Origin of the sequence: Burkholderia sp. Bp9099, from assembly GCF_003857805.1 — a bacterium.
Classification (GTDB): Bacteria; Pseudomonadota; Gammaproteobacteria; order Burkholderiales; family Burkholderiaceae; genus Burkholderia.
In genome coordinates this window covers 1-20,376 of the sequence record NZ_QTPU01000037.1, presented here as the reverse complement: position 1 = coordinate 20,376, position 20,376 = coordinate 1, and the positions used below count along the sequence as shown (strand labels likewise).

At 67.0% G+C, this 20,376-nt stretch carries 16 protein-coding genes and 1 riboswitch; of the genes, 8 read left to right on the top strand and 8 right to left on the bottom strand.

Features of this window, described 5'->3' with window-relative positions:
- Positions 1-81 precede the first annotated feature (81 nt).
- Complete coding sequence (locus DIE17_RS31780; RefSeq protein WP_124921615.1) at positions 82-780, top strand: TetR/AcrR family transcriptional regulator; 699 nt, start codon at positions 82-84, stop codon at positions 778-780.
- A 35-nt stretch (positions 781-815) separates the two neighbouring features.
- On the opposite strand, the gene betA is transcribed toward DIE17_RS31780, so the two are convergent.
- From betA to DIE17_RS38110, 5 genes are all read right to left on the bottom strand, one after another.
- A complete protein-coding gene (gene betA / locus DIE17_RS31775) occupies positions 816-2,501 on the bottom strand; it encodes a choline dehydrogenase (protein ID WP_124921614.1) in 1,686 nt (561 codons plus the stop codon).
- Positions 2,502-2,541: 40 nt separating this feature from the next.
- A complete protein-coding gene (locus tag DIE17_RS31770) occupies positions 2,542-4,047 on the bottom strand; it encodes a cytosine permease (protein ID WP_221622576.1) in 1,506 nt (501 codons plus the stop codon).
- A 160-nt stretch (positions 4,048-4,207) separates the two neighbouring features.
- Complete coding sequence (locus DIE17_RS31765; RefSeq protein ID WP_124921613.1) at positions 4,208-5,716, bottom strand: aldehyde dehydrogenase; 1,509 nt, start codon at positions 5,714-5,716, stop codon at positions 4,208-4,210.
- A gap of 113 nt (positions 5,717-5,829) precedes the next feature.
- A complete protein-coding gene (speB, locus tag DIE17_RS31760) occupies positions 5,830-6,807 on the bottom strand; it encodes an agmatinase (RefSeq protein WP_124488504.1) in 978 nt (325 codons plus the stop codon).
- A complete protein-coding gene (locus DIE17_RS38110; protein WP_260427325.1) occupies positions 6,788-6,916 on the bottom strand; it encodes a hypothetical protein in 129 nt (42 codons plus the stop codon). The genes speB and DIE17_RS38110 overlap by 20 nt, the downstream gene beginning before the upstream one ends.
- Positions 6,917-6,966: 50 nt before the next feature.
- Here DIE17_RS38110 and DIE17_RS31755 point away from each other — a divergent pair, with 50 nt between their 5' ends.
- From DIE17_RS31755 to lipA, 6 genes are all read left to right on the top strand, one after another.
- On the top strand, positions 6,967-7,890 hold the full coding sequence (locus DIE17_RS31755) for a LysR family transcriptional regulator (RefSeq protein WP_124921612.1): 924 nt from the start codon (positions 6,967-6,969) through the stop codon (positions 7,888-7,890).
- 192 nt (positions 7,891-8,082) lie between these two features.
- Positions 8,083-8,169: riboswitch (glycine riboswitch) on the top strand.
- Between the two features lie 121 nt (positions 8,170-8,290).
- Positions 8,291-8,773: a glycine cleavage system protein GcvH gene (gcvH, locus tag DIE17_RS31750; RefSeq protein WP_311768790.1), complete on the top strand. Its 483-nt coding sequence runs from the start codon at positions 8,291-8,293 to the stop codon at positions 8,771-8,773.
- An 11-nt stretch (positions 8,774-8,784) separates the two neighbouring features.
- Entirely contained in the window at positions 8,785-11,649 is a 2,865-nt protein-coding gene (gene gcvP, locus DIE17_RS31745) for an aminomethyl-transferring glycine dehydrogenase (RefSeq protein ID WP_124921611.1), read from the top strand.
- Positions 11,650-11,742: 93 nt separating this feature from the next.
- Positions 11,743-12,999 (top strand): serine hydroxymethyltransferase, encoded by a 1,257-nt coding sequence (glyA, locus tag DIE17_RS31740; RefSeq protein WP_124921610.1) that lies wholly within the window; start codon positions 11,743-11,745, stop codon positions 12,997-12,999.
- Between the two features lie 162 nt (positions 13,000-13,161).
- Positions 13,162-14,280: a glycine cleavage system aminomethyltransferase GcvT gene (gene gcvT / locus DIE17_RS31735; RefSeq protein WP_124921609.1), complete on the top strand. Its 1,119-nt coding sequence runs from the start codon at positions 13,162-13,164 to the stop codon at positions 14,278-14,280.
- Between the two features lie 3 nt (positions 14,281-14,283).
- A complete protein-coding gene (gene lipA / locus DIE17_RS31730) occupies positions 14,284-15,258 on the top strand; it encodes a lipoyl synthase (RefSeq protein ID WP_124921608.1) in 975 nt (324 codons plus the stop codon).
- A gap of 88 nt (positions 15,259-15,346) precedes the next feature.
- Here the strand turns inward: lipA and DIE17_RS31725 are convergent, their stop codons facing one another.
- Genes DIE17_RS31725 through DIE17_RS31715 form a run of 3 tightly spaced genes read right to left on the bottom strand, consistent with a single transcriptional unit; the run spans position 15,347 to position 19,024 of the window.
- Positions 15,347-16,537: an acetyl-CoA C-acetyltransferase gene (locus DIE17_RS31725; protein ID WP_124921607.1), complete on the bottom strand. Its 1,191-nt coding sequence runs from the start codon at positions 16,535-16,537 to the stop codon at positions 15,347-15,349.
- A gap of 18 nt (positions 16,538-16,555) precedes the next feature.
- The gene (locus tag DIE17_RS31720) at positions 16,556-17,323 is read right to left on the bottom strand and encodes a 3-hydroxyacyl-CoA dehydrogenase (protein WP_124921606.1); all 768 of its coding nucleotides are present in this window, start codon (positions 17,321-17,323) and stop codon (positions 16,556-16,558) included.
- Positions 17,324-17,350: 27 nt separating this feature from the next.
- On the bottom strand, positions 17,351-19,024 hold the full coding sequence (locus DIE17_RS31715; protein ID WP_124921605.1) for an acyl-CoA synthetase: 1,674 nt from the start codon (positions 19,022-19,024) through the stop codon (positions 17,351-17,353).
- 136 nt (positions 19,025-19,160) lie between these two features.
- Between DIE17_RS31715 and DIE17_RS31705 the strand changes: the two genes are divergently transcribed.
- On the top strand, positions 19,161-20,165 hold the full coding sequence (locus tag DIE17_RS31705; RefSeq protein ID WP_124921604.1) for an AraC family transcriptional regulator: 1,005 nt from the start codon (positions 19,161-19,163) through the stop codon (positions 20,163-20,165).
- Positions 20,166-20,376: the final 211 nt, after the last annotated feature.

The window sequence follows — 20,376 nt, the reverse complement described above, 5'->3', positions numbered from 1 at the left end:
GATGTGTTCGCGCGTGCGTTCGATGCGAACCAGCGGCTAGAATGAAGCCCAACGCGGCATGCATGCCGCGCGAGGGCAACGATGAGACATGACCTGGCGGCCGCCGACACCATCGGCGACGACGAAACGGGCACGCCTTTGCGGCGACGCAAGGCACACATTCGCGAGTCCAACGAAGCGCATCTGCTGGCCTGCGCGGAAGCCGTGTTCGCGGAGCGCGGGCTCGACGGCGCGAGCACCGCGATGATCGCGGAGCGCGCGGGCCTGCCGAAGGCGAACCTGCATTACTACTTCCCGACGAAGCTTGCGCTGTACCGCCGTGTGCTCGACGACCTGTTCGAAGACTGGCACCGCGCGGCCGGATCGTTCGAGACCGGCGACGATCCGGTCGAAGCGATCGCCAGCTACGTGCGCGCGAAGATGGATCTGTCGCGACGGCGCCCGCTCGGCTCGAAGGTATGGGCGAACGAGATCATCCACGGCGCCGCGCACATGCAGGACATCCTGTCGGAGCGCGTGAAGCCGTGGTTCGACACGCGCGTGAAGGTGATCGAAGGCTGGATCGCGCGCGGCCTGCTCGCGCCGATCGATCCGCACGCGTTGATGTACCTGATCTGGGCGACCACCCAGCACTATGCGGATTTCGATGCGCAGATCCGCGCGCTGAGCGGCAAGCGTGCGCTCACGCAGAAGGCTTTCGCCGAGACGACCGAAGAGGTCGTGCAGCTCGTGATCCGCGCGTGCGGCGCGGTGTCGCCGGAGGCGGCGCGCGATCGGTGACGTGACCGCCGAACGCGCGCCATCGTGCGCCGCGCTTAAGCGGCCACCTTGCGCTTGGGAACGCCCGTGCGCTGCTGCGCTTCCCAGTTCTCGACGAAGCCGACCGACGCATCGGACGGCGCGAGCGTCTTCCGCCCGCGCACCAGATCGGCCGCCCGCTCGGCCAGCATGATGGTCGGCGCGTTCAGGTTCCCGTTCGGCTCGGTCGGAAACACCGACGAATCGATGACGCGCAGGCCCTGAACGCCGCGCACGCGCAATTCCGAATCCACCACGGCCATCGCGTCCTCGCCCATCCGGCACGAGCCGCACGGATGCATCGTGCTTTCCATGTTGGCACGCACGAACGCATCGATCTCGTCGTCCGTCGTCACGTCCGGGCCGGGTGCCAGCTCCACGCCGCGGAAGCGATCCATGGCCGGCTGCCCGACGATCTCGCGCGTGAGGCGCACGCAGCGACGGAACCCCTCGCGATCTTCCTCGCGGTCGAGATAGTTGAACCGGATCTCCGGATGCTCGTACGGATCGGCGGAGCGAACCCGAACGTGCCCGCGGCTCTTGGGCTTGTTCGGCCCCGTGAGCACCATGAAGCCGTGCCCCTTGTACGGCTTGTCGCCGTCGTAACGCATCGCCGCCGGCAGGAAGTGGAACTGGATGTCGGGCCAGCGCAGCCCTGCTTCGGAACGGATGAACCCGCCTGCCTCGAAATGGTTGCTGGCACCCAACCCGTCCTTGAACAGCAGCCAGCGCAGGCCGATCATCGCCTTGCCGAGCAGCCCCATCTTGCCGTTGAGCGACACCGGCTCCTTGCACTCGTACTGAATGTAGATTTCCGAGTGATCCTGAAGATTCTCGCCGACGCCCGGCAGGTCGTGCACGATCTCGATCCCTGCCTTGTTCAACACGTCGGCCGGCCCGATCCCCGAGCGCTGCAGCAGATGCGGCGAGCCGATCGGCCCCGACGACACCAGCACTTCGCGCGTGCAGCGCACCGTGTGCTGGACGCCGCCCTGCTCGTAGACCACGCCGACCGCGCGTTTGCCTTCCATCACGATCCGGCGCGTCATCGCATGGGTGAGAACGGTCAGGTTGGGTCGCTGCATCGCCGGGCGCAGGTACGCGTTCGCGGTCGACCACCGAACGCCGTTCTTGACCGTCATGTGCATCGCGCCGAACCCTTCCTGCATGTAGCCGTTGCAATCGTCGGTCTTGATGTAGCCGGCCTCGGCCCCCGCTTCCACCCATGCGCCGTACAGCGGGTTCTGCATGTTGTTGCCGTTGTTGGTGCTCAGCGGGCCGTCCGCGCCGCGATATTCGTCGCCGCCGAACTTGTAGCTCTCGGCCTTGCGGAAATACGGCAGGCAGTTGCGGTATCCCCAGTCGCGCGCGCCGAGCGATTCCCATTCGTCGAAATCGCACGCATGCCCGCGAATGTAGACCAGGCCGTTGATCGACGACGAGCCGCCGAGCACCTTGCCGCGCGGGCAATGCAGGCGGCGTCCGTCCAGGTTCCGTTCCGGCGCCGTCTCGTAGTGCCAGTTGAACCGCTTCGTGTTCATCGGCATCGAGAACGCGCTCGGCATCTGGATGATCACGCTGCGATCGCTTCCGCCGTACTCCAGAACCAGCACGCTGACGTTCGCATCCTCGGTCAGGCGGTTCGCCAGCACGCATCCCGCCGACCCGGCGCCCACAATGATGTAGTCGTAGTATTTAGTCATCTTGATTATCCTGCTCGATGAATGATCCTGGCGTGCCGGGTCAGCCGCGCTTTTTCTCGCCGGTGGTGAACTCCGGCATGTGCGCTTCGATGTGCGCGATTTCCGCTTCCTCGCGCCGCAGGTCGAGCGACCGGCACAGCACGTAGTACGCGAGCGCCGAGACGATCAGCCCCACCAGCCAGGCCAGGTCGACACTGCCCATCGCCTTCGCGAGCGGGCCGACATAGACCTCGCGGTCGCCGTCGAAGATGCAGAAGAACGGCACCATCGACACGAACCCGATCAGGTACGAAAGCAGGCCGCGTCCGCCCCAGTTCCCGTACAGGCTGTCGCGCGGGCGAAAGAAATGCGGCACCGCGTAACGCCCCTTGCGCACGAAGAAGTAGTCGGTCAGGTTGACTGCCGTCCACGGCACCAGGAAATACAGCATCACCACCAGATAGATGTTGAGCACCGACAGGCCGGAACCGGACGCGTAGATGCGCATCGCCACGCCGAACTGCAGCAGCACGACGAAGACGATCGCCGCGATCCGTGCCTTCGCGGTCGGCTCCACCTTCCGGAACGAGTCCACGCTGGTGATGGCCGTCAGCTTCGCGCTGTAGATGTTCATCGCGATCACCGGCAGGAACGCGACGATCGTGATGGCCACGACCGCCGTGCCCAGCTGCGGCGCGATTCCGGCACCCACGCCGTGGAGCGCGACGAGCACATCGGTCGCATGCAGGTGCGCACCGAGCCATCCGCCCACCGCGATCATCCACGCGCCGGACAGCGATGCCCCGACGAACACCGCGGCGATCAGCCTGCCGCTCGGCGTGTTCTTCGGCAGGTAGCGCGAATAGTCCGACACGTACGGCGCATACGCGATGTTGTAGCTGGCCGCCGCCGCGAACTGCGCGATGAAGCCGGTCCAGTTGAAGCCCAGCTTCGCGACCGGCGCACCGGCCGCCGCCGGCGCGTCATGGATCCAGCCGGCCAGCACCGCCAGCGTCACGAGGCCGTAAAGCGGCAGCGAAAGATACAACGACCATTTGAACGTCCGGTGCATCCAGTCGTGTCCGAGGATCGCGAGGATCGTGGCCGGCACCGTCACGACCAGCGCGACCTGCAGCGGATCCCAATGGAACAGCGTCCTGAGGCCCTGCATCATCAATACCAGGTTGACGATGTTGAAGCCCGCGAAGACGAACAACGTCGCCAGCAGCACGAGCACGACGCCGCGATAACCGAACTGCGCGCGCGACTGGATCATCTGCGGCAAGCCGAGATGCGGTCCCTGCGAGCCGTGGAACGCCATGAACAGCGTGCCGAACATGATGCCGAGCGTGCCCGAGACGGTGGTCCAGAACGAATCGAGACCGACGCTCGGCCCGACGAAGCCGATCGTCATCGTGAAGAACGTGAAGTTCCCGACGAACCAGAACGGCCCCTGGCTGGCCAGCCGGTCGGTACGCTCGCTTTCCGGGACGAAGTCGATCGAGTGCGCCTCGATGGCACCGTGGTCGCCGCGCGGCGCCTTCAATACGTTTGTTTCTGCCTGCATGTCGTACCCCATGATCGCAAAGGGCTAAGCAGAGCGAATTCCCCGGACCGGTCCGGACGAACGGGTCGAGAAGATTTCGCATCGGAATCAGGCCGCCTTCGGCCGGCTGCAGGCTTTTGCCGTGCATGCCGGCCGCAGGCGGCACATCACGTGCAACCGGTCAGGGAAGCGTGATGCAGACTGACTTGGTCTCCATCAGATAGTCGAGCTGCTCCGGCCCGAGGTCCTTGCCGAACCCGGACGTCTTGAACCCGCCGAACGGCAGCGCCGGATCGATGGTGCTGTGCGCATTCACATAGACCGTGCCCGCCTGCAACCGCGGAATCAGTCCATGCACGCGGCCCAGATCGTTCGAGTAGATCGCGGCGGCCAGGCCGAACGACGAATCGTTCGCGAGCGCCACGGCCTCGTCGAGCGTGTCGAACGGCGCGGTCACGAGCACCGGGCCGAAGATTTCCTCGCGGACGATCCGCATGTCGGGACGGCAATGCGCGAAGATCGTCGGTTCGACGAAGTGCCCCGGGCCCGCATGGGCGCGGCCGCCGTAGTAGCATTCGGCGCCTTCCCGGATGCCGGATTCGATGTACGACAGGACCGTGTCCTTTTGCCTGGCGGACACGAGCGGGCTGATGAAGCAATCGCGATCCAGCCCGGGGGCGATCTTCAACGTCGCCGTGTAGTCGGCGAGCGCCGCGAGGAAGCGGTCATGGATGTCGCGGTGGATGTAGGCCCGCGTGCCCGCGTCGCACACCTGGCCGGAGTTGAAGAACACGCCGTTGGCCACGGCCTGCGCGGCGGCGTCAATATCGGCGTCATCCAGCACGATGACCGGGGACTTCCCGCCGAGTTCGAGCGTCACGCGCTTGATGTGCCGCACCGCGTTCTGCCCGACGTCGCGCCCGACCGGCGTCGAACCCGTGAAGGTCAGCTTGTCGATGCCCGGGTGGCTCGCCATCGCGGCGCCGATCACGCTGCCGCGACCGGTCACGATGTTGACCACCCCGTCCGGAATGCCGGCTTCCTGCACCAGTTCGGCAAAGCGCAGCGTCGACAGCGACGTGAGTTCGGCCGGCTTCACGACCGTCGTGCAGCCGACCGCCAGCGCGGCCGCCAGCTTCCAGGCCATGGTCTGCAGCGGATAGTTCCACGGCACGATCGCGCCCACGACACCGATCGGCTCCTTGCGCGTATAAGCCAGATAGTTGCCCGGCAGCGACGGCTCGACCGTGCGGCCGTGCAGCTTGGATGCCCAGCCGGCGAAATAGCGGAACGTGTCGACCGTGCCCTGGATGTCGATCGCGCGGGCCTGCGCGACGGACTTGCCCATGTCGATCGACTCGATCTCCGCGAGTTCGTCCGCGTGCGCCTCGATCAGGTCGGCCAGCCGGTGCAGCAGCCGCTCGCGCTCCAGCGGCTTGAGGCGGCGCCATTCGCCGTGATCGATCTGGTGGCGGGCGGCGGCGACGGCACGGTCGAGATCGGCCGGCGTCGCGAACGGAATCTGCGTGATGACGCCCTCGGTCGACGGCTCGGTGACGGCGCTGAACTGGCCGTCGCTGCCGTCCACCCACGCGCCCCCGATGAACATCTTCATCGGCTTGGCGAGAAAGTTGCGGGTCGCCTGGGAAACATCGTGACGATCGAGATATTGCGCGACTACGGCATCCATGTTGATCTTCCTTGATAGCCTGCCCGGCGCCTCTCGGCGAGGTCCCCCGGGCCGTACGGTAGTGACTTCGGGCGTCCCGCGAGACGTCGCGCCCGATTCCTGATATGAATGTCTCAGCGGGCGCGGGCCAGGCTGCGCGCGTGGAAAATGAAACCGATACTGTTCATCAGCAGTTGCGCGGCCAGGATCGACGTCGTGCCGGTCGGATCGTAAGCCGGCGCCACTTCCACCAGGTCCATGCCGACGATGCTTCCGTGGCTGCGCTTCGCGAGCGCCTGGATGATCTCGAGCACTTCGTAGTACTGGAAACCGCCGTGGCTCGGCGTGCCGGTTCCCGGCGCGATCGACGGATCGAAGCCGTCGATGTCGATCGTGATGTAGTAGGCGCCGCGCTGCGGAATCTGCTCGAGCACGCCGTCGGTGCCGAGGCGCCGGACATCGCGCACGGACAGGATGTTGGAACCCGCGGCACGGGCCGCGTCATAGTCGCTGCGGTTGGATGACGAGACGTTGCGGATGCCGAGCTGCGTCATGCCGGCGATATGGTCCATCTCGGAGGCCCGGCGCAACGGGTTGCCGTGTCCGTATCGCACGCCGTGGCGTTCGTCGACGAAGTCGAGGTGCGCATCGAAATGCACGATGTGAATCGGCCCGCGGCCTTCGAACGCCTTGATCACCGGCGCATGCACCGAATGATCGCCGCCGAGCACTACCGGCATCGCCCCGCCGGCGAGAATCTTGCGCACGGCCAGTTCGATGTTCGCGTTGCTCGTGGCCATGTCGGTGTGCACGATGTCCGCATCGCCGACGTCCACCATGCGAACCTGGTCCTCGGTCAGGTAGAGCACGTCGTCTTCGTGATCGTACGCGCCCGCGTGCCCGAACGAAAACAGCGTCGACGCCTCGCGAATGCCGCGCGGGCCGAAGCGCGCGCCCGAGCGCCACTGGGTGCCCATGTCGTTGGGCGCACCCAGGATCGCGACGTCCGCGTCGATGTTCTCCCAGTCGAGACACACCGGCGCCTTCGCAAAGGTGCAGTGACCGACGAACGGCAGGTTGAGCCTGCCCTTTTCATAGCTGTTGTTCTGCATTGTCTCCGTCTCCATCTGTATGCGGATTCGTCTTCGGCGCACGGCCGTCCATGCGCTTGCCTTTGCGGTCACTATGGGCAAAAATTTTTTCCGGAAAAATAGCAGGCATCAGATGTCCATATCGGATATTCCGATGTGACGGACGGAGGAGAACGGAACGTGAAACAGCTGCAGGACATCGACCTGAAACTGCTCAGGATTTTCATGACCATCGTGAAATGCGGCGGTTTCTCCGCCGCGCAGGCCGCGCTGAACGTGAGCCAGTCGACCATCAGCGAGCAGATGACCAGCCTCGAAACGCGCCTCGGCGTCAAATTGTGCGAACGCGGCCGCAGCGGCTTTCGTCTGACGGAACACGGCGTCGCGACCTACGAATCCGCGCAGCGCCTCGCGCTCGCGGTGGAAGCGTTCTGCATGGACACCCATGCGCTCAAGCAGCGCATCTCGGGCCGGCTTCATCTCGGCATCATCGACAACACGGTCACCGACACCGACAGCATCCTGCCGCTCGCGCTGCGCCGGTTCGTCTCGCGCGGTCACGACGTCCAGCTCGACATCTACATCGGCACGCCGGCCGAACTCGAGGAGCGCGTGCTCGACGGGCGGCTGCACCTCGCGATCGGCCACTTCCCGCTCACCGTCGCCGGCCTGTCCTACACGCAACTGTACGAGGAGCCCGACGGCCTCTACTGCAGCCGCTACCATCCGCTGTTCTCGACCGACGCCACCGGCGACGCGCTGATCGAACGCATCCGGCAAAGCCAGGTGGTCGCGCGCGCGTTCCTGCAGCAGCGCGACCTGCAATTGCTCGAGAGCGGCAGCGCGGCCGCGACCGTCGACAATGTCGAGGCACAGGCGATCCTGATCCTGACGGGCGCGTATATCGGCTTTCTGCCGCGGCACTACGCGAGACAGTGGGTCGACGCCGGCCAGATGCGCCAGCTCGCCGCGGAACAGCTCACGTCCGCGTGGCCGTTCTCGTCGATCACGCGTCGCGGCGCCGCGCAGCCGACCGTGCTTCGCGCGTTCCTCGACGACCTGATGGCCCAGTCGGGCAACCGCCCCCCGCCGGCGGACAGATAGTCGATATCGGATATTCATTTCGGTCTCCACCGAAGTATCGACCGGCCGCGATCGCGGCGCGGCCTTGCTCCGCCATGCCGCGCGCCGTTTTCGGCGCGCCTGCGCCGTGCCGCGGCATCTGCCTCGCCGCATGGGCGGTCGAACGGGGTGTTGACACCGCCGCGGGCGTGCGACTAGATTGTCGCCAGCTATCGGGATGTGTCAGGAGAGACCGCCGTCCGGCGGCGCCGAAGGGGAATCGCCCCAGAAACTCTCAGGCAAAAGGACTGACGCATCGATTAGCGCTCTGGAGAGTAGGCCTCTGGTCGTCGACCAAGCCTCGCCGAAGGAGAAGCGCCCCGCCGGGGCGCGCAATCTCTCAGGCAAACGGACAGAGGGGGCATCAGGCATGCAGCCTGGAATGCCCCGGTCTCGTCCGGATGCCGACTCGTCGATCATCCTCCCGCCCGTGCACTTCCGGCTTGCGTGTGCCGCATCACTCAACGCAACCCTGTCAGGAAGAGAGCATATGAGCGAGGTCCGATACACCGAATCCCATGAATGGCTGCGCGTCGAAGACGACGGCAGCGCCACCGTCGGCATTACCGACCACGCGCAATCGCAGCTGGGCGATCTGGTTTATGTCGCACTGCCAAACGAAGGCGACGCCTTTGCCCAGTACGACGAGGCCGCCACCGTCGAATCGGTCAAGGCCGCCGGCGAGGTCAAGATGCCGGTGTCCGGCACCGTGCTGGAAGCGAACGCCGCCCTGGGCGACACGCCGAGCCTCGTCAACGATTCGGCGGAATGCGACGGCTGGTTCTTCAGGATGCGCATCGACAGCCCGGAGCAGCTGAGCGGGTTGATGGACGCCGCCGCGTATCGCGCCTATATCGGCGAATGATGGAGACGGCCATGAACGCATTCGATTCCGTCGCGCAGCGCGAGTCGTTCGTCCGCCGCCACATCGGCCCCGATGCCGACGAACAGGCCGCGATGCTGGCCGTGCTCGGCGTGGACTCCGTCGACGAGCTGGTGAAGCAGGTCGTCCCCGCAGCGATCCGCAGCGATGCGCCGCTCGCCCTGCCTCCCGGCTGCACCGAAGCCGACGCGCTGGACCGGCTGGCTGCACTGGCAGGCCGCAACCAGGTGTTCCGCTCGTTCATCGGCATGGGATACCACGACACCCACACGCCGCCGGTCATTCAGCGCAACGTGCTGGAAAATCCGGCCTGGTACACGGCCTACACGCCGTACCAGCCGGAAATCTCGCAAGGCCGCCTGGAGGCGCTGCTCAACTTCCAGACCATGATCGCCGACCTGACCGGCCTCGAGATCGCCAACGCGTCGATGCTCGACGAAGGCACCGCGGCCGCCGAGGCGATGACGTTCTGCCGGCGCCTCGCCCGGTCGGACAGCCGGATCTTCTTCGTCGCGCACGATTGCCATCCGCAGACGATCGAGATCGTTCGCACGCGCGCGGAGCCGCTCGGCATCGAGATCGTCGTCGGAGATCCGCGCCGCGATCTGTCCGCCACCGGCTGTTTCGCCGCGCTGCTGCAATATCCGGGCACCTTCGGCGACATCCACGATTACCGCGACGTGGTCGGCACCCTGCATGCGAACGGCGCGCTTGCCGTGGTCGCCGCCGACCTGCTCGCGCTGACCCTGCTCGCGCCGCCGGGCGAATTCGGCGCCGACGTGGCGGTCGGCACCACGCAGCGCTTCGGCGTGCCGCTGGGTTACGGCGGCCCGCACGCCGGTTATTTCGCGACGCGCGACACGTTCAAGCGCACGATGCCGGGACGACTGGTCGGCATGTCGATCGACGCGCACGGCCGCCCGGCGCTGCGCCTCGCGATGCAGACGCGCGAACAGCACATCCGGCGCGAGAAGGCCACCAGCAACATCTGCACCGCGCAAGTACTGCTCGCCAATATCGCCGGCTTCTACGCGGCCTATCACGGCCCGCACGGACTGACCGCGATCGCGCGCCGCATCCACCGCCTCACCGCGATCCTGGCCGCGGGCCTGCGCCGGCTCGGCCATGCCGTGCCAACCGAATACTGCTTCGACACCATCGCCGTCGACAGCGGCATTCGCACCGATGCCGTGCACGCGGCGGCACGGGCCCGCCGGGTCAACCTGCGCGCCATCGACGTGCGCCGGATCGGCATCTCGCTCGACGAGACGACCACGTCCGACGATATCGTCACGCTCTGGTCGATCTTCTCCGAAGGGCGCGCCGTTCCCGACTTCGCGGCCGTCGACGCCGCCACCGCCGATGCGTTGCCTGCCCCGCTGCTGCGCCGAAGCGCCTTCCTCATGCACCCGGCGTTCAACAGCCACCATTCGGAAACGCAAATGCTGCGCTACCTGCGCCGGCTCGCCGACCAGGATCTCGCGCTCGACCGCACGATGATTCCGCTCGGCAGCTGCACGATGAAGCTGAACGCCACCGTGGAAATGATGCCGATCACGTGGCCGGCGTTCGCCCGGCTGCATCCGTTCGCACCGGCCGAACAGGCCGACGGCTATCGCGTGCTGGCGCGGGAACTCGAGGCGATGCTGTGTACGATCACCGGATACGACGCGGTGTCGCTGCAGCCGAATGCGGGCTCGCAAGGCGAATACGCGGGCCTGCTCGCGATCCGCGCGTATCACGCGAGCCGCGGCGAGGCACAGCGCGACATCTGCCTGATTCCGTCGTCGGCGCACGGCACGAACCCGGCATCCGCACAGATGGCTGGCATGCAGGTCGTCGTCGTCGATTGCGACGACGACGGCAACGTCGACATCGAGGACCTCGCCGCCAAGGCCGCCCGGTACGACAGCCGGCTGGCCGCGATCATGATCACCTATCCGTCGACCCACGGCGTGTTCGAGGCCCGCGTACGCGACGCCTGCGACATCGTCCATGCGCACGGCGGCCAGGTCTACATCGACGGCGCCAACATGAACGCGCTGGTCGGCCTTGCCCAGCCGGGCGCGTTCGGCGGCGACGTGTCGCACCTGAACCTGCACAAGACCTTCTGCATCCCGCACGGCGGCGGCGGCCCCGGCGTCGGCCCGATCGGCGTCAAGGCGCATCTTGCGCCGTTCCTGCCCGGGCATCGGGAGGGCAGCGTGCCGGGGATCGGTGCGGTGTCCGCGGCGCCGCTCGGCAGCGCGAGCATCCTGCCGATCACGTGGACCTACATCACGTTGATGGGGTCGCGCGGGTTGCAGCGTGCAACCGAGGTGGCGATCCTCAACGCCAACTACATCGCCGCGCGCCTCTCGCCACACTACCCGATTCTCTATACGGGGCCGAACGGCCGCGTCGCGCACGAATGCATCATCGACCTGCGGCCGTTGAAGGACAGCAGCGGCATCAGCGTCGACGACGTCGCCAAGCGCCTGATCGATTTCGGCTTCCACGCGCCGACGATGAGCTTCCCGGTCGCCGGCACGCTGATGATCGAGCCGACCGAATCGGAATCGAAGGCCGAACTCGACCGGTTCATCGACGCGATGATCGCGATCCGCGCCGAAATCGCAGCCGTGGAAGCGGGCACGCTGGATGCCGAAGACAATCCGCTCAAGCACGCGCCGCACACGGCGGCCGAACTCGTGGGCGACTGGCCTCACGCGTATTCGCGCGAACAGGCCGTCTATCCGCTCGGCGTCGCGGCGACGGCAGGCGGCAAGTACTGGCCGCCGGTTTCGCGGGTCGACAACGTCTACGGCGACCGCAACCTCGTGTGTTCGTGTCCGCCGATGGAAGCGTATCGATCGTGACGCGCCGGCCGACCCACTCGTAACGACACTCAACCCTGCTTGAGCGGCCGCGCACCCGACGTGCGCGCCGCACCGATACCAGGAGAAGGAAAAATGTTCAGCAAAGACATGCGGATCGAAGGCTTCGATGACGAACTGTGGACGGCGATGGAACGCGAGCGCATTCGCCAGGAAGACCATATCGAGCTCATCGCTTCGGAAAACTACACGAGCCCGCGCGTGCTGCAGGCGCAAGGCTCGGTGCTGACCAACAAGTATGCCGAGGGCTATCCGGGCAAGCGCTACTACGGCGGCTGTGAATTCGTCGACGTTGTCGAACAGCTGGCGATCGATCGCGCAAAGGCGCTGTTCGGTGCCGGCTACGCGAACGTGCAGCCTCATTCCGGCAGCCAGGCCAACGCCGCCGTCTACATGGCACTGCTCGAGCCGCACGACACGATACTCGGCATGAGCCTCGCGCACGGCGGTCACCTGACGCATGGCGCGCATGTGAATTTCTCGGGCAAGCTCTACCGTGCGGTGCAGTACGGCCTGAACGCGAAAACCGGCGAGATCGATTACGACCAGGTCGAGGCGCTGGCGATCGCGCACCGGCCGAAACTGATCACGGCCGGCTTCTCCGCCTATTCCCGCGTGGTGGACTGGGCGCGCTTCCGGCAGATCGCCGACGCCATCGGCGCATACCTGTTCGTCGACATGGCTCACGTCGCGGGCCTGGTGGCGGCCGGCGCGTACCCGAATCCGCTGCCGCACGCGGACGTCGTCACCACGACGACCCACAAGACGTTGCGCGGCCCGCGCGGGGGCCTGATTCTCGCCCGGACGAACCCGGAGATCGAGAAGAAGCTCAATTCCGTCGTGTTCCCCGGCATCCAGGGCGGCCCGCTGATGCATGTCATCGCCGCCAAGGCCGTTGCGTTCAAGGAAGCGCTGTCGCCCGGGTTCCGGATCCATCAGCAGCAGGTGGTCGCCAACGCCCGGGCCATGGCCGATACGTTCGTCACACGCGGCTTCGACATCGTCTCCGGCGGAACGGACAATCACCTGTTCCTCGTCAGCCTGATCCGCCAGGGATTGACCGGCAAGGCGGCCGATGCGGCGCTGGGCCGCGCGCACATCACCGTGAACAAGAACGCGGTGCCCGACGACCCGCAGAGCCCGTTCGTCACCAGCGGCATTCGCATCGGCACGCCTGCCGTGACGAGCCGCGGTTTCAGGGAAGCGGAAGCGCGCGCGGTGGCCGGCTGGATCTGCGACATCCTGGCCGATATCGAGAACCCGTCGGTCATCGACCGCGTTCGGCGACACGTCGCCGAACTGTGCGGCGCATTCCCGGTATACGGCAAGTAACGGCCGTTCGGGCCATTGCCCGACCGTTCTTCGGGAGCGACTTCGACGTCGCTCCGGAGAACGGGACACGCCTCCGGATACGGGATCGTTCCAGTCGTTCATTCCGTACTCCGAAGCTGTGCCGCGCGCGATCTCCTAAAATCCTGTTGATCCGGAATAACGATGACGATCCCACTTTCCCGTACTCCACTTCACGACCTTCACGTCGAGCTCGGCGCGAAGATGGTTCCGTTCGCCGGGTACGAAATGCCCGTCCAGTACCCGCTCGGCATACTCAAAGAGCATCTTCACACGCGCGAGCAGGCCGGGCTGTTCGATGTCTCGCACATGGGACAGGTGCTGCTGTCGGGCCCGGATGCCGCCGCCGCGCTCGAAACGCTGGTGCCGGTCGACGTGATCGACCTCCCGCCGGGCATGCAGCGCTACGCGTTGTTCACGAACGAGCAAGGCGGCATTCTCGACGACCTGATGATCACCCGCCTCGGCGACGCCGAGCTGATCGCGGTCGTCAACGCCGCGTGCAAGGACCGCGACCTCCGCCATCTGAGGGAACGGATCGGCCACCGCTGTGACGTCGTCGAGCTGGCCGACCGCGCGCTGCTCGCCCTGCAAGGGCCGGCCGCCGCGTCGATTCTGGCGCGCCTGGCGCCCCGCCTGGCCGAACTGGTCTTCATGCAAAGCACGCGTGTCGAGCTGGCCGGCGCGGCGTGCATGGTCAGCCGCTCCGGCTACACCGGCGAGGACGGCTACGAGATCTCCGTGCCGGCCGATCGGGCGGAAGCGCTCGCACGCCTGCTGCTGGCCGACCCTGCCGTCGAGCCGATCGGTCTCGGCGCGCGCGATTCGCTGCGTCTCGAAGCCGGCCTGTGCCTGTACGGCCACGACATCGACACCGGCACCACGCCGATCGAAGGCGGGCTGCTGTGGGCCCTCTCGAAAGTGCGACGCCCTGGCGGTGCACGCGCCGGCGGCTATCCCGGCGCGGATGTCGTCGCGCGGCAGATCGCCGAGGGCGTGAAAAGAAGACGCGTCGGCTTCGTCGTGAAAGACAGGGTGCCGGTGCGCGAGGGCGCCGACATCGTCGACGCCGACGGGCGCTCGATCGGCACGGTGACGAGCGGCGGCTTCGGTCCGACGTACGGCGGCCCGGTGGCCATCGGCCATGTCGCGGCCGAATTCGCGACACCGGGCACGGCGCTGCATGCGATCGTCCGCGGCAAACCGGTTCCGATGGAAGTCGCGAGAACCCCGTTCGTCGCGCAACGCTACTACCGCGGGTAAGCCATGGCGAACACGAATATCCGCAACACGCCGATGGCCGCCGGAACCCGGCTCTCCGCCGCCGAAAAAATGGCACGCATCCCCGTGAGGATCGTCGCGACCGAACCGGCCGACATGCCGCGCAAGCCTGAATGGATTCGTGCCGCCTTTCCCGGCTCGCGCGAGGTGATGGCGCTCAAGAAAATCCTGCGCGAGCAGAAGCTGCATACGGTATGCGAGGAAGCCGGTTGCCCGAATCTCGGCGAGTGCTTCGCTCACGGCACGGCGACCTTCATGATCATGGGCGACATCTGTACACGGCGTTGTCCGTTCTGCGATGTCGGGCACGGCCGCCCGCTTCCGCTCGATCCGGACGAGCCGGCACGACTCGCCGAAACGATCGCCGCGATGAGGCTCAAGTACGTGGTGATCACGTCGGTCGATCGCGACGACCTGCGCGACGGCGGCGCCGCACACTTTGCGGCCTGCATCGGCGCCGCACGCGGGATCGACCCGGCACTCCGGATCGAGGCGCTGACGCCGGATTTTCGCGGCAGGCACGAGGTCGCGCTGAACCTGCTCACGGCATCCCCGCCGGATGTGTTCAACCATAATCTGGAAACCGTGCCGCGCTTGTATCGCGAGGCGCGGCCGGGCGCCGACTACCGGCACTCGCTGGGCCTGCTGCAGGCATTCAGGTCCGCGGCGCCGAACGTGCCGACCAAGTCGGGCCTGATGCTGGGCCTCGGCGAAGAGATCGACGAGGTCGAACAGGTGATGCGCGACTTGCGCGCGCATGGTGTCGACATGCTGACCCTCGGCCAGTATCTGCAGCCGACCCGCCACCACCTGCCGGTGAAGCGCTTCGTTCCACCCGCGGAATTCGCGCAGTTGCGGCAGCGCGCGCTTGCGCTCGGGTTCAGCCAGGTCGCATCGGGGCCGATGGTGCGCTCGTCCTATCACGCCGACCTGCAGGCGAAAGGCGAAACGGTCGAATGACGGCGGATTCGGCGAAGCGCGCGTGACGCGCTTCGCCGATGCGGCGGTATGGTCCCGGGCCAGACCGCCTGCGTCCTCCCGGCGCGCGTTACGCGACGCGCTCGATCGCGATCGCCGTCGCCTCGCCGCCGCCGATGCACAGCGACGCGACGCCGCGCTTGAGCCCATACGCTTCGAGCGCGGCCAGCAGCGTCACCATCACGCGTGCGCCCGATGCGCCGATCGGATGGCCGAGCGCGCACGCGCCGCCGTGCACGTTCACCTTGTCGTGCGACAGGTCGAGATCGCGCATCGCGGCCATCGCAACCACCGCGAACGCTTCGTTGATCTCGAACAGGTCGACGTCGCGCAGGCTCCAGCCGGTTTTCTCCGACAGCTTGCGGATCGCGCCGATCGGCGCCGTCGCGAACAGGCCCGGCTTGTTCGCGTAGGTCGAATGCCCGACGATCACCGCCTTCGGCGCGAGGCCGAGCCGGTCTGCTTCCGAGCGGCGCATCATCACGAGCGCGGCCGCACCGTCGGAAATCGACGACGAATTGGCGGCCGTCACCGTGCCGCCTTCGCGGAACGCCGGCTTGAGCGTCGGAATCTTGTCGAGCTTCGCTTTGCCCGGCTGCTCGTCGATCGACACGACGGCTTCCGTCTTGCCGGCCTTCACCGTCACCGGCGCGATCTCCGACACGAAGCGCCCTTCCGCGATCGCGCGTTGCGCGCGCGTCAGCGACGCGATCGCGAACGCGTCCTGCTCCTCGCGCGTGAACTGGTAAGCCTGCGCGCAATCCTCCGCGAACGTGCCCATCAGCCGGCCCTTGTCGTACGCATCCTCGAGCCCGTCGAGGAACATGTGGTCGAGCACCTGGCCGTGCCCCATGCGCATTCCCGCGCGCGCCTTCGGCAGCAGGTACGGCGCATTCGTCATGCTCTCCATCCCGCCCGCGACCGCCACGTCCGCCGATCCGGCCAGCAGCAGGTCGTGCACGAACATCGCGGCTTTCATCCCGGAGCCGCACATCTTGTTGACCGTGGTCGCGCCCGTACCCAGCGGCAAGCCGGCCTTCAGCGCGGCCTGCCGCGCCGGCGCCTGACCCTGGCCGGCCGGCAGCACGCAGCCGAACACGATTTCATCGATGCGCTCCGCGGGCACGTTCGCGCGCTCGAGCGCCGCGCGGATCGCCACCGCGCCGAGCTCGCTCGCGCTGGCCGCGGCCAGGTCGCCCTGAAAACCACCCATCGGCGTGCGTGCCGCGCCGACGATTACGATCGGATCCTGTGTCGTCATGATTGCATTCCTCCAGTGTCAGCGCGGTGCCATGCGCAGCGCGCCATCGAGACGGATGACTTCGCCGTTCAGCATCGTATTCTCGGCGACGTGGCGCACCAGCGCCGCGAATTCTTCGGGGCGGCCGAGCCGCGGCGGGAACGGCACGCTCTTGCCGAGCGCGTCCTGCACGTCCTGCGGCATGCCGGCCATCATCGGCGTCGCGAAGATGCCCGGCGCGATCGTCACCACGCGAATGCCGAACCGCGCGAGTTCGCGCGCGATCGGCAGCGTCATGCCCACCACGCCGCTCTTCGATGCCGCATACGCGGCCTGCCCGATCTGTCCGTCGAACGCCGCGACCGACGCGGTGTTGACGATCACGCCACGCTCGCCTTCCGCGTCGGCGTCCTGTTTCGACATCGCATCCGCCGCCAGCCGGATCATGTTGAACGTGCCGACCAGGTTGATCGATACCGCACGCGCGAAGCGATCGAGCGAATGCGGGCCTTCGCGGCCGACCACCTTCTCGCCCGGTGCGACGCCCGCGCAATTCACGAGCGCATCGATGCGGCCGAACGCGGCGCGCGCGGCGGCAACGGCGGCCTGCCCGTCGGCTTCGCTCGTCACGTCGGTCTTCACGAAGCGTGCGGATGTGCCGAGTTCGTGCGCGAGGCTCGCGCCGGCGTCTTCGTTGACGTCCAGCAGCACGGCGTTGCCGCCTTTGGCGACCACCATGCGCGCCACCGCGGCACCGAGGCCCGAACCGGCGCCCGTAATCAGAAAAACGCGATCCTTGATGTTCATTCGCAGTCCGTAGTCAGTATTCGATAGTCAGGATTGAGCGACCTTCTCGGCTTCCATCTTGCGCAGCACGAAGCGCTGGATCTTGCCGCTCGGGGTTTTCGGCAGCGCGTCGACGAACTCGATCGCGCGCGGATAGGCGTGGGCCGACAGCCGTCGCTTCACGTGCTGGCTGAGTTCGTCGGCCAGCGCCGGCGTGCCGTCGAAGCCCTTCGACAGCACGACGAACGCCTTGACGATCTCCGTGCGCTCCGGGTCCGGCACGCCGATCACCGCGGCCTCGCTGACGGCCGGATGCTCGATCAACGCGCTTTCCACGTCGAACGGGCCGATCCGGTAGCCGGACGAGGTGATCACGTCGTCCGCGCGGCCGATGAAGCTCACGGTGCCGTCCGGCTCGAGCTCGACGTTGTCGCCGGTCCGGTAGTAGCCGCCCGCGATCGCCGGCGTGTCCTGCTGCCAGTAGCCGGAGAACCACAGCAGCGGCGAGCGCGCGATGTCGATCGCGAGGTTGCCGGGCTCGCCGGGGCCGAGTTCGCGACCGGTGTCGTCGAGCACCGCGACGCGATAGCCGGGCATCGCGAGACCGGCCGAACCGGCATGGACGACGTGCGTGAGCCCGTGATGATTGTTCACGACCATGCCGAGCTCGGTCTGGCCGTAGTGATCGTAGATCGGTGCGCCGAGCGCCGCGTGGAACCAGCGCACGACTTCCGGATTCAGCGGTTCGCCCGCGCTGCTGACGACCCGCAGCTGCCCTTTCAGGCGCGATGCCGCTTCCGTGCCGGCCGCCATCAGCATCCGGTACGCGGTCGGCGAACCGGCGAGGCTCGTGATGCCGAGCCGTTCGATCACGTCGTAGGTGCTGTCGACCGTGAAGCCGCCCTCGTACAGCGTCGTGGCGTGGCCGAGCAGCAGCGGGCCCGTGATCGCGTAGTAGAGGCCGTATGCCCAGCCCGGATCGGCGATGTTCCAGAAACGATCGCCGGCGCGCAGGTCCACCGCGTCGCGCATGTATGCGCCGAACGCGAGCAGCGCGCGCAGCGGCACCGGCACGCCCTTCGGCAGGCCCGTCGTACCCGACGTCGACATCATCATGAACAGGTCGGTGCCCTTGCGCGGCACCGGTTCGAATAGCGCGGACTGCGCGTCGAGCGCCGCACGGAAATCGATGTCGCGCGCCGGCAGCGCGTCGCCCGCCTCGCGCACCGTCGCGACCCGCGGGCAATCCACGATCTCGTCGAGCTTCGCGCGATTCGCGATGTTGGTGACGACCAGACGCGCATCGCTCATGCGCAGCCGGTGCTCGATCGCCTTCGGTCCGAACGCGGTGAAGAGCGGCTGATAGACGGCGCCTGCGCGCCACGTGCCGAGAATCGTCGCGACGAGTTCCGGCGTACGCGGCAACAGGCCGGCGACCACGTCGCCCGGCTTCACGCCCTCCTCGACCAGCAGGTTCGCGACCCGCGCCGACAGCGCCTGCATCTGCGCGAACGTGAAGCTGCGGTGCCGGCCGCCGACGTCGATCCAGTCGAGCGCGATCGCATCCGGATCCGCCGCCGCATGCCGGTCGCAGCATTCGACGCAGGCGTTCAGGCCCTGCTCCAGGTCGCCGTGCAGATGTGCGGCGGCGGTCTCGATACGGAAGCCGGCCACGGCGTCGGCGTAGGCCGGCACCACCCGGGCGGTTGCTCCATCACGCATGCGTGTCTCCTGTTCGTTATGACCGCCGGCGAACCGGGGGTATATCGATGATGGTAGACAGCCGTCACATTGCAATCAATGACAAACAGAATCTAGAATCGTGATCGCTTTTGCCATGTCTGGAGGACATGAAAAAATGGGGCCGCAGATGATCTCGCCGGGTTTCGTCGAGGATGCGCTCGAGAGCCTGCGCCGGCGGCGGATGCCGACCGAGGCCGTGCTGCGTGCCGCCGGCCTGCCGGCCGCCGTGCGCGAGCCCGTCACGCCGCAGCAGTACGGCCGGTTGTGGCTGGCGATCGCCAGCGCGATCGATGACGAATTCTTCGGGCTCGCGGCCCGCCCGATGCGGCGCGGCAGCTTCACGCTGCTGTGCCATGCCGTGCTGCACGCGGGCACGCTCGAGAAGGCGCTGCGGCGTGCGCTGCAGTTCCTGCGTGTCGTGCTCGACGAACCGCACGGCGAGCTCGTGGTCGCCGACGGCCAGGCGCAGATCGTCCTCACGCAGGCAGGCGCACCGTATTCGGCGTTCGCTTACCGGACGTTCTGGCTGATCCTGCTCGGCGTCGCCTGCTGGCTGATCGGCCGGCGCATTCCGCTGCAGCGCATCGATTTCGCGTGCCCGAGCCCCGACCAGCGCGGTGACTACCACCAGTTCTTCGGTGTGCCCGTGCATTTCGACCGTCCCGACAGCCGGCTCGCGTTCAACGCCACGTACCTCGCGCTGCCGACGATCCGCTCCGGGCAGGCGCTGAAGACCTTCCTGCGCGGCGCGCCCGGCAACCTGCTCGTGCGCTATCGGCACGACACCGGCTGGGTGGCGAAGACGCGCGCACGACTGAAGGCGCTGCCGGCCAGCGAGTGGCCGGACTTCGACACGCTGGCCGTGCGCCTCGGCACGACGCCCGCGACGCTGCGGCGACGCCTGCGCAGCGAGGGGCAGAGCTTCGCGTCGATCAAGGACGAACTGCGCGGCGCGCTGGCCCAGTCGCTGCTGCGCGGACACACGCTCAGCGTCGCGGAAATCGCGGCGGAACTCGGTTTTACCGAGCCCAGTGCGTTCCATCGAGCGTTCCGGAAATGGACGGGGACGAGCCCGGGGGCGTTTCGGCGGGAAGTCAACGGGGCGCAGGCGGAGCATTGAATTGGGGCGCGGGCGCCACGCTCGGTGCGAGCGCGCTGACGGGTACGGCCGTCATGCAAGGTATGGAAGAACCGTGAGATCGCGCATTTCTGCGCTGCAAATGCAAAAACCCCCGCCTTTCGGGCGGGGGTTCTTGGCTTAGGGAGCCTGACGATTACCTACTTTCACACGGGAATCCGCACTATCATCGGCGTAGAGTCGTTTCACGGTC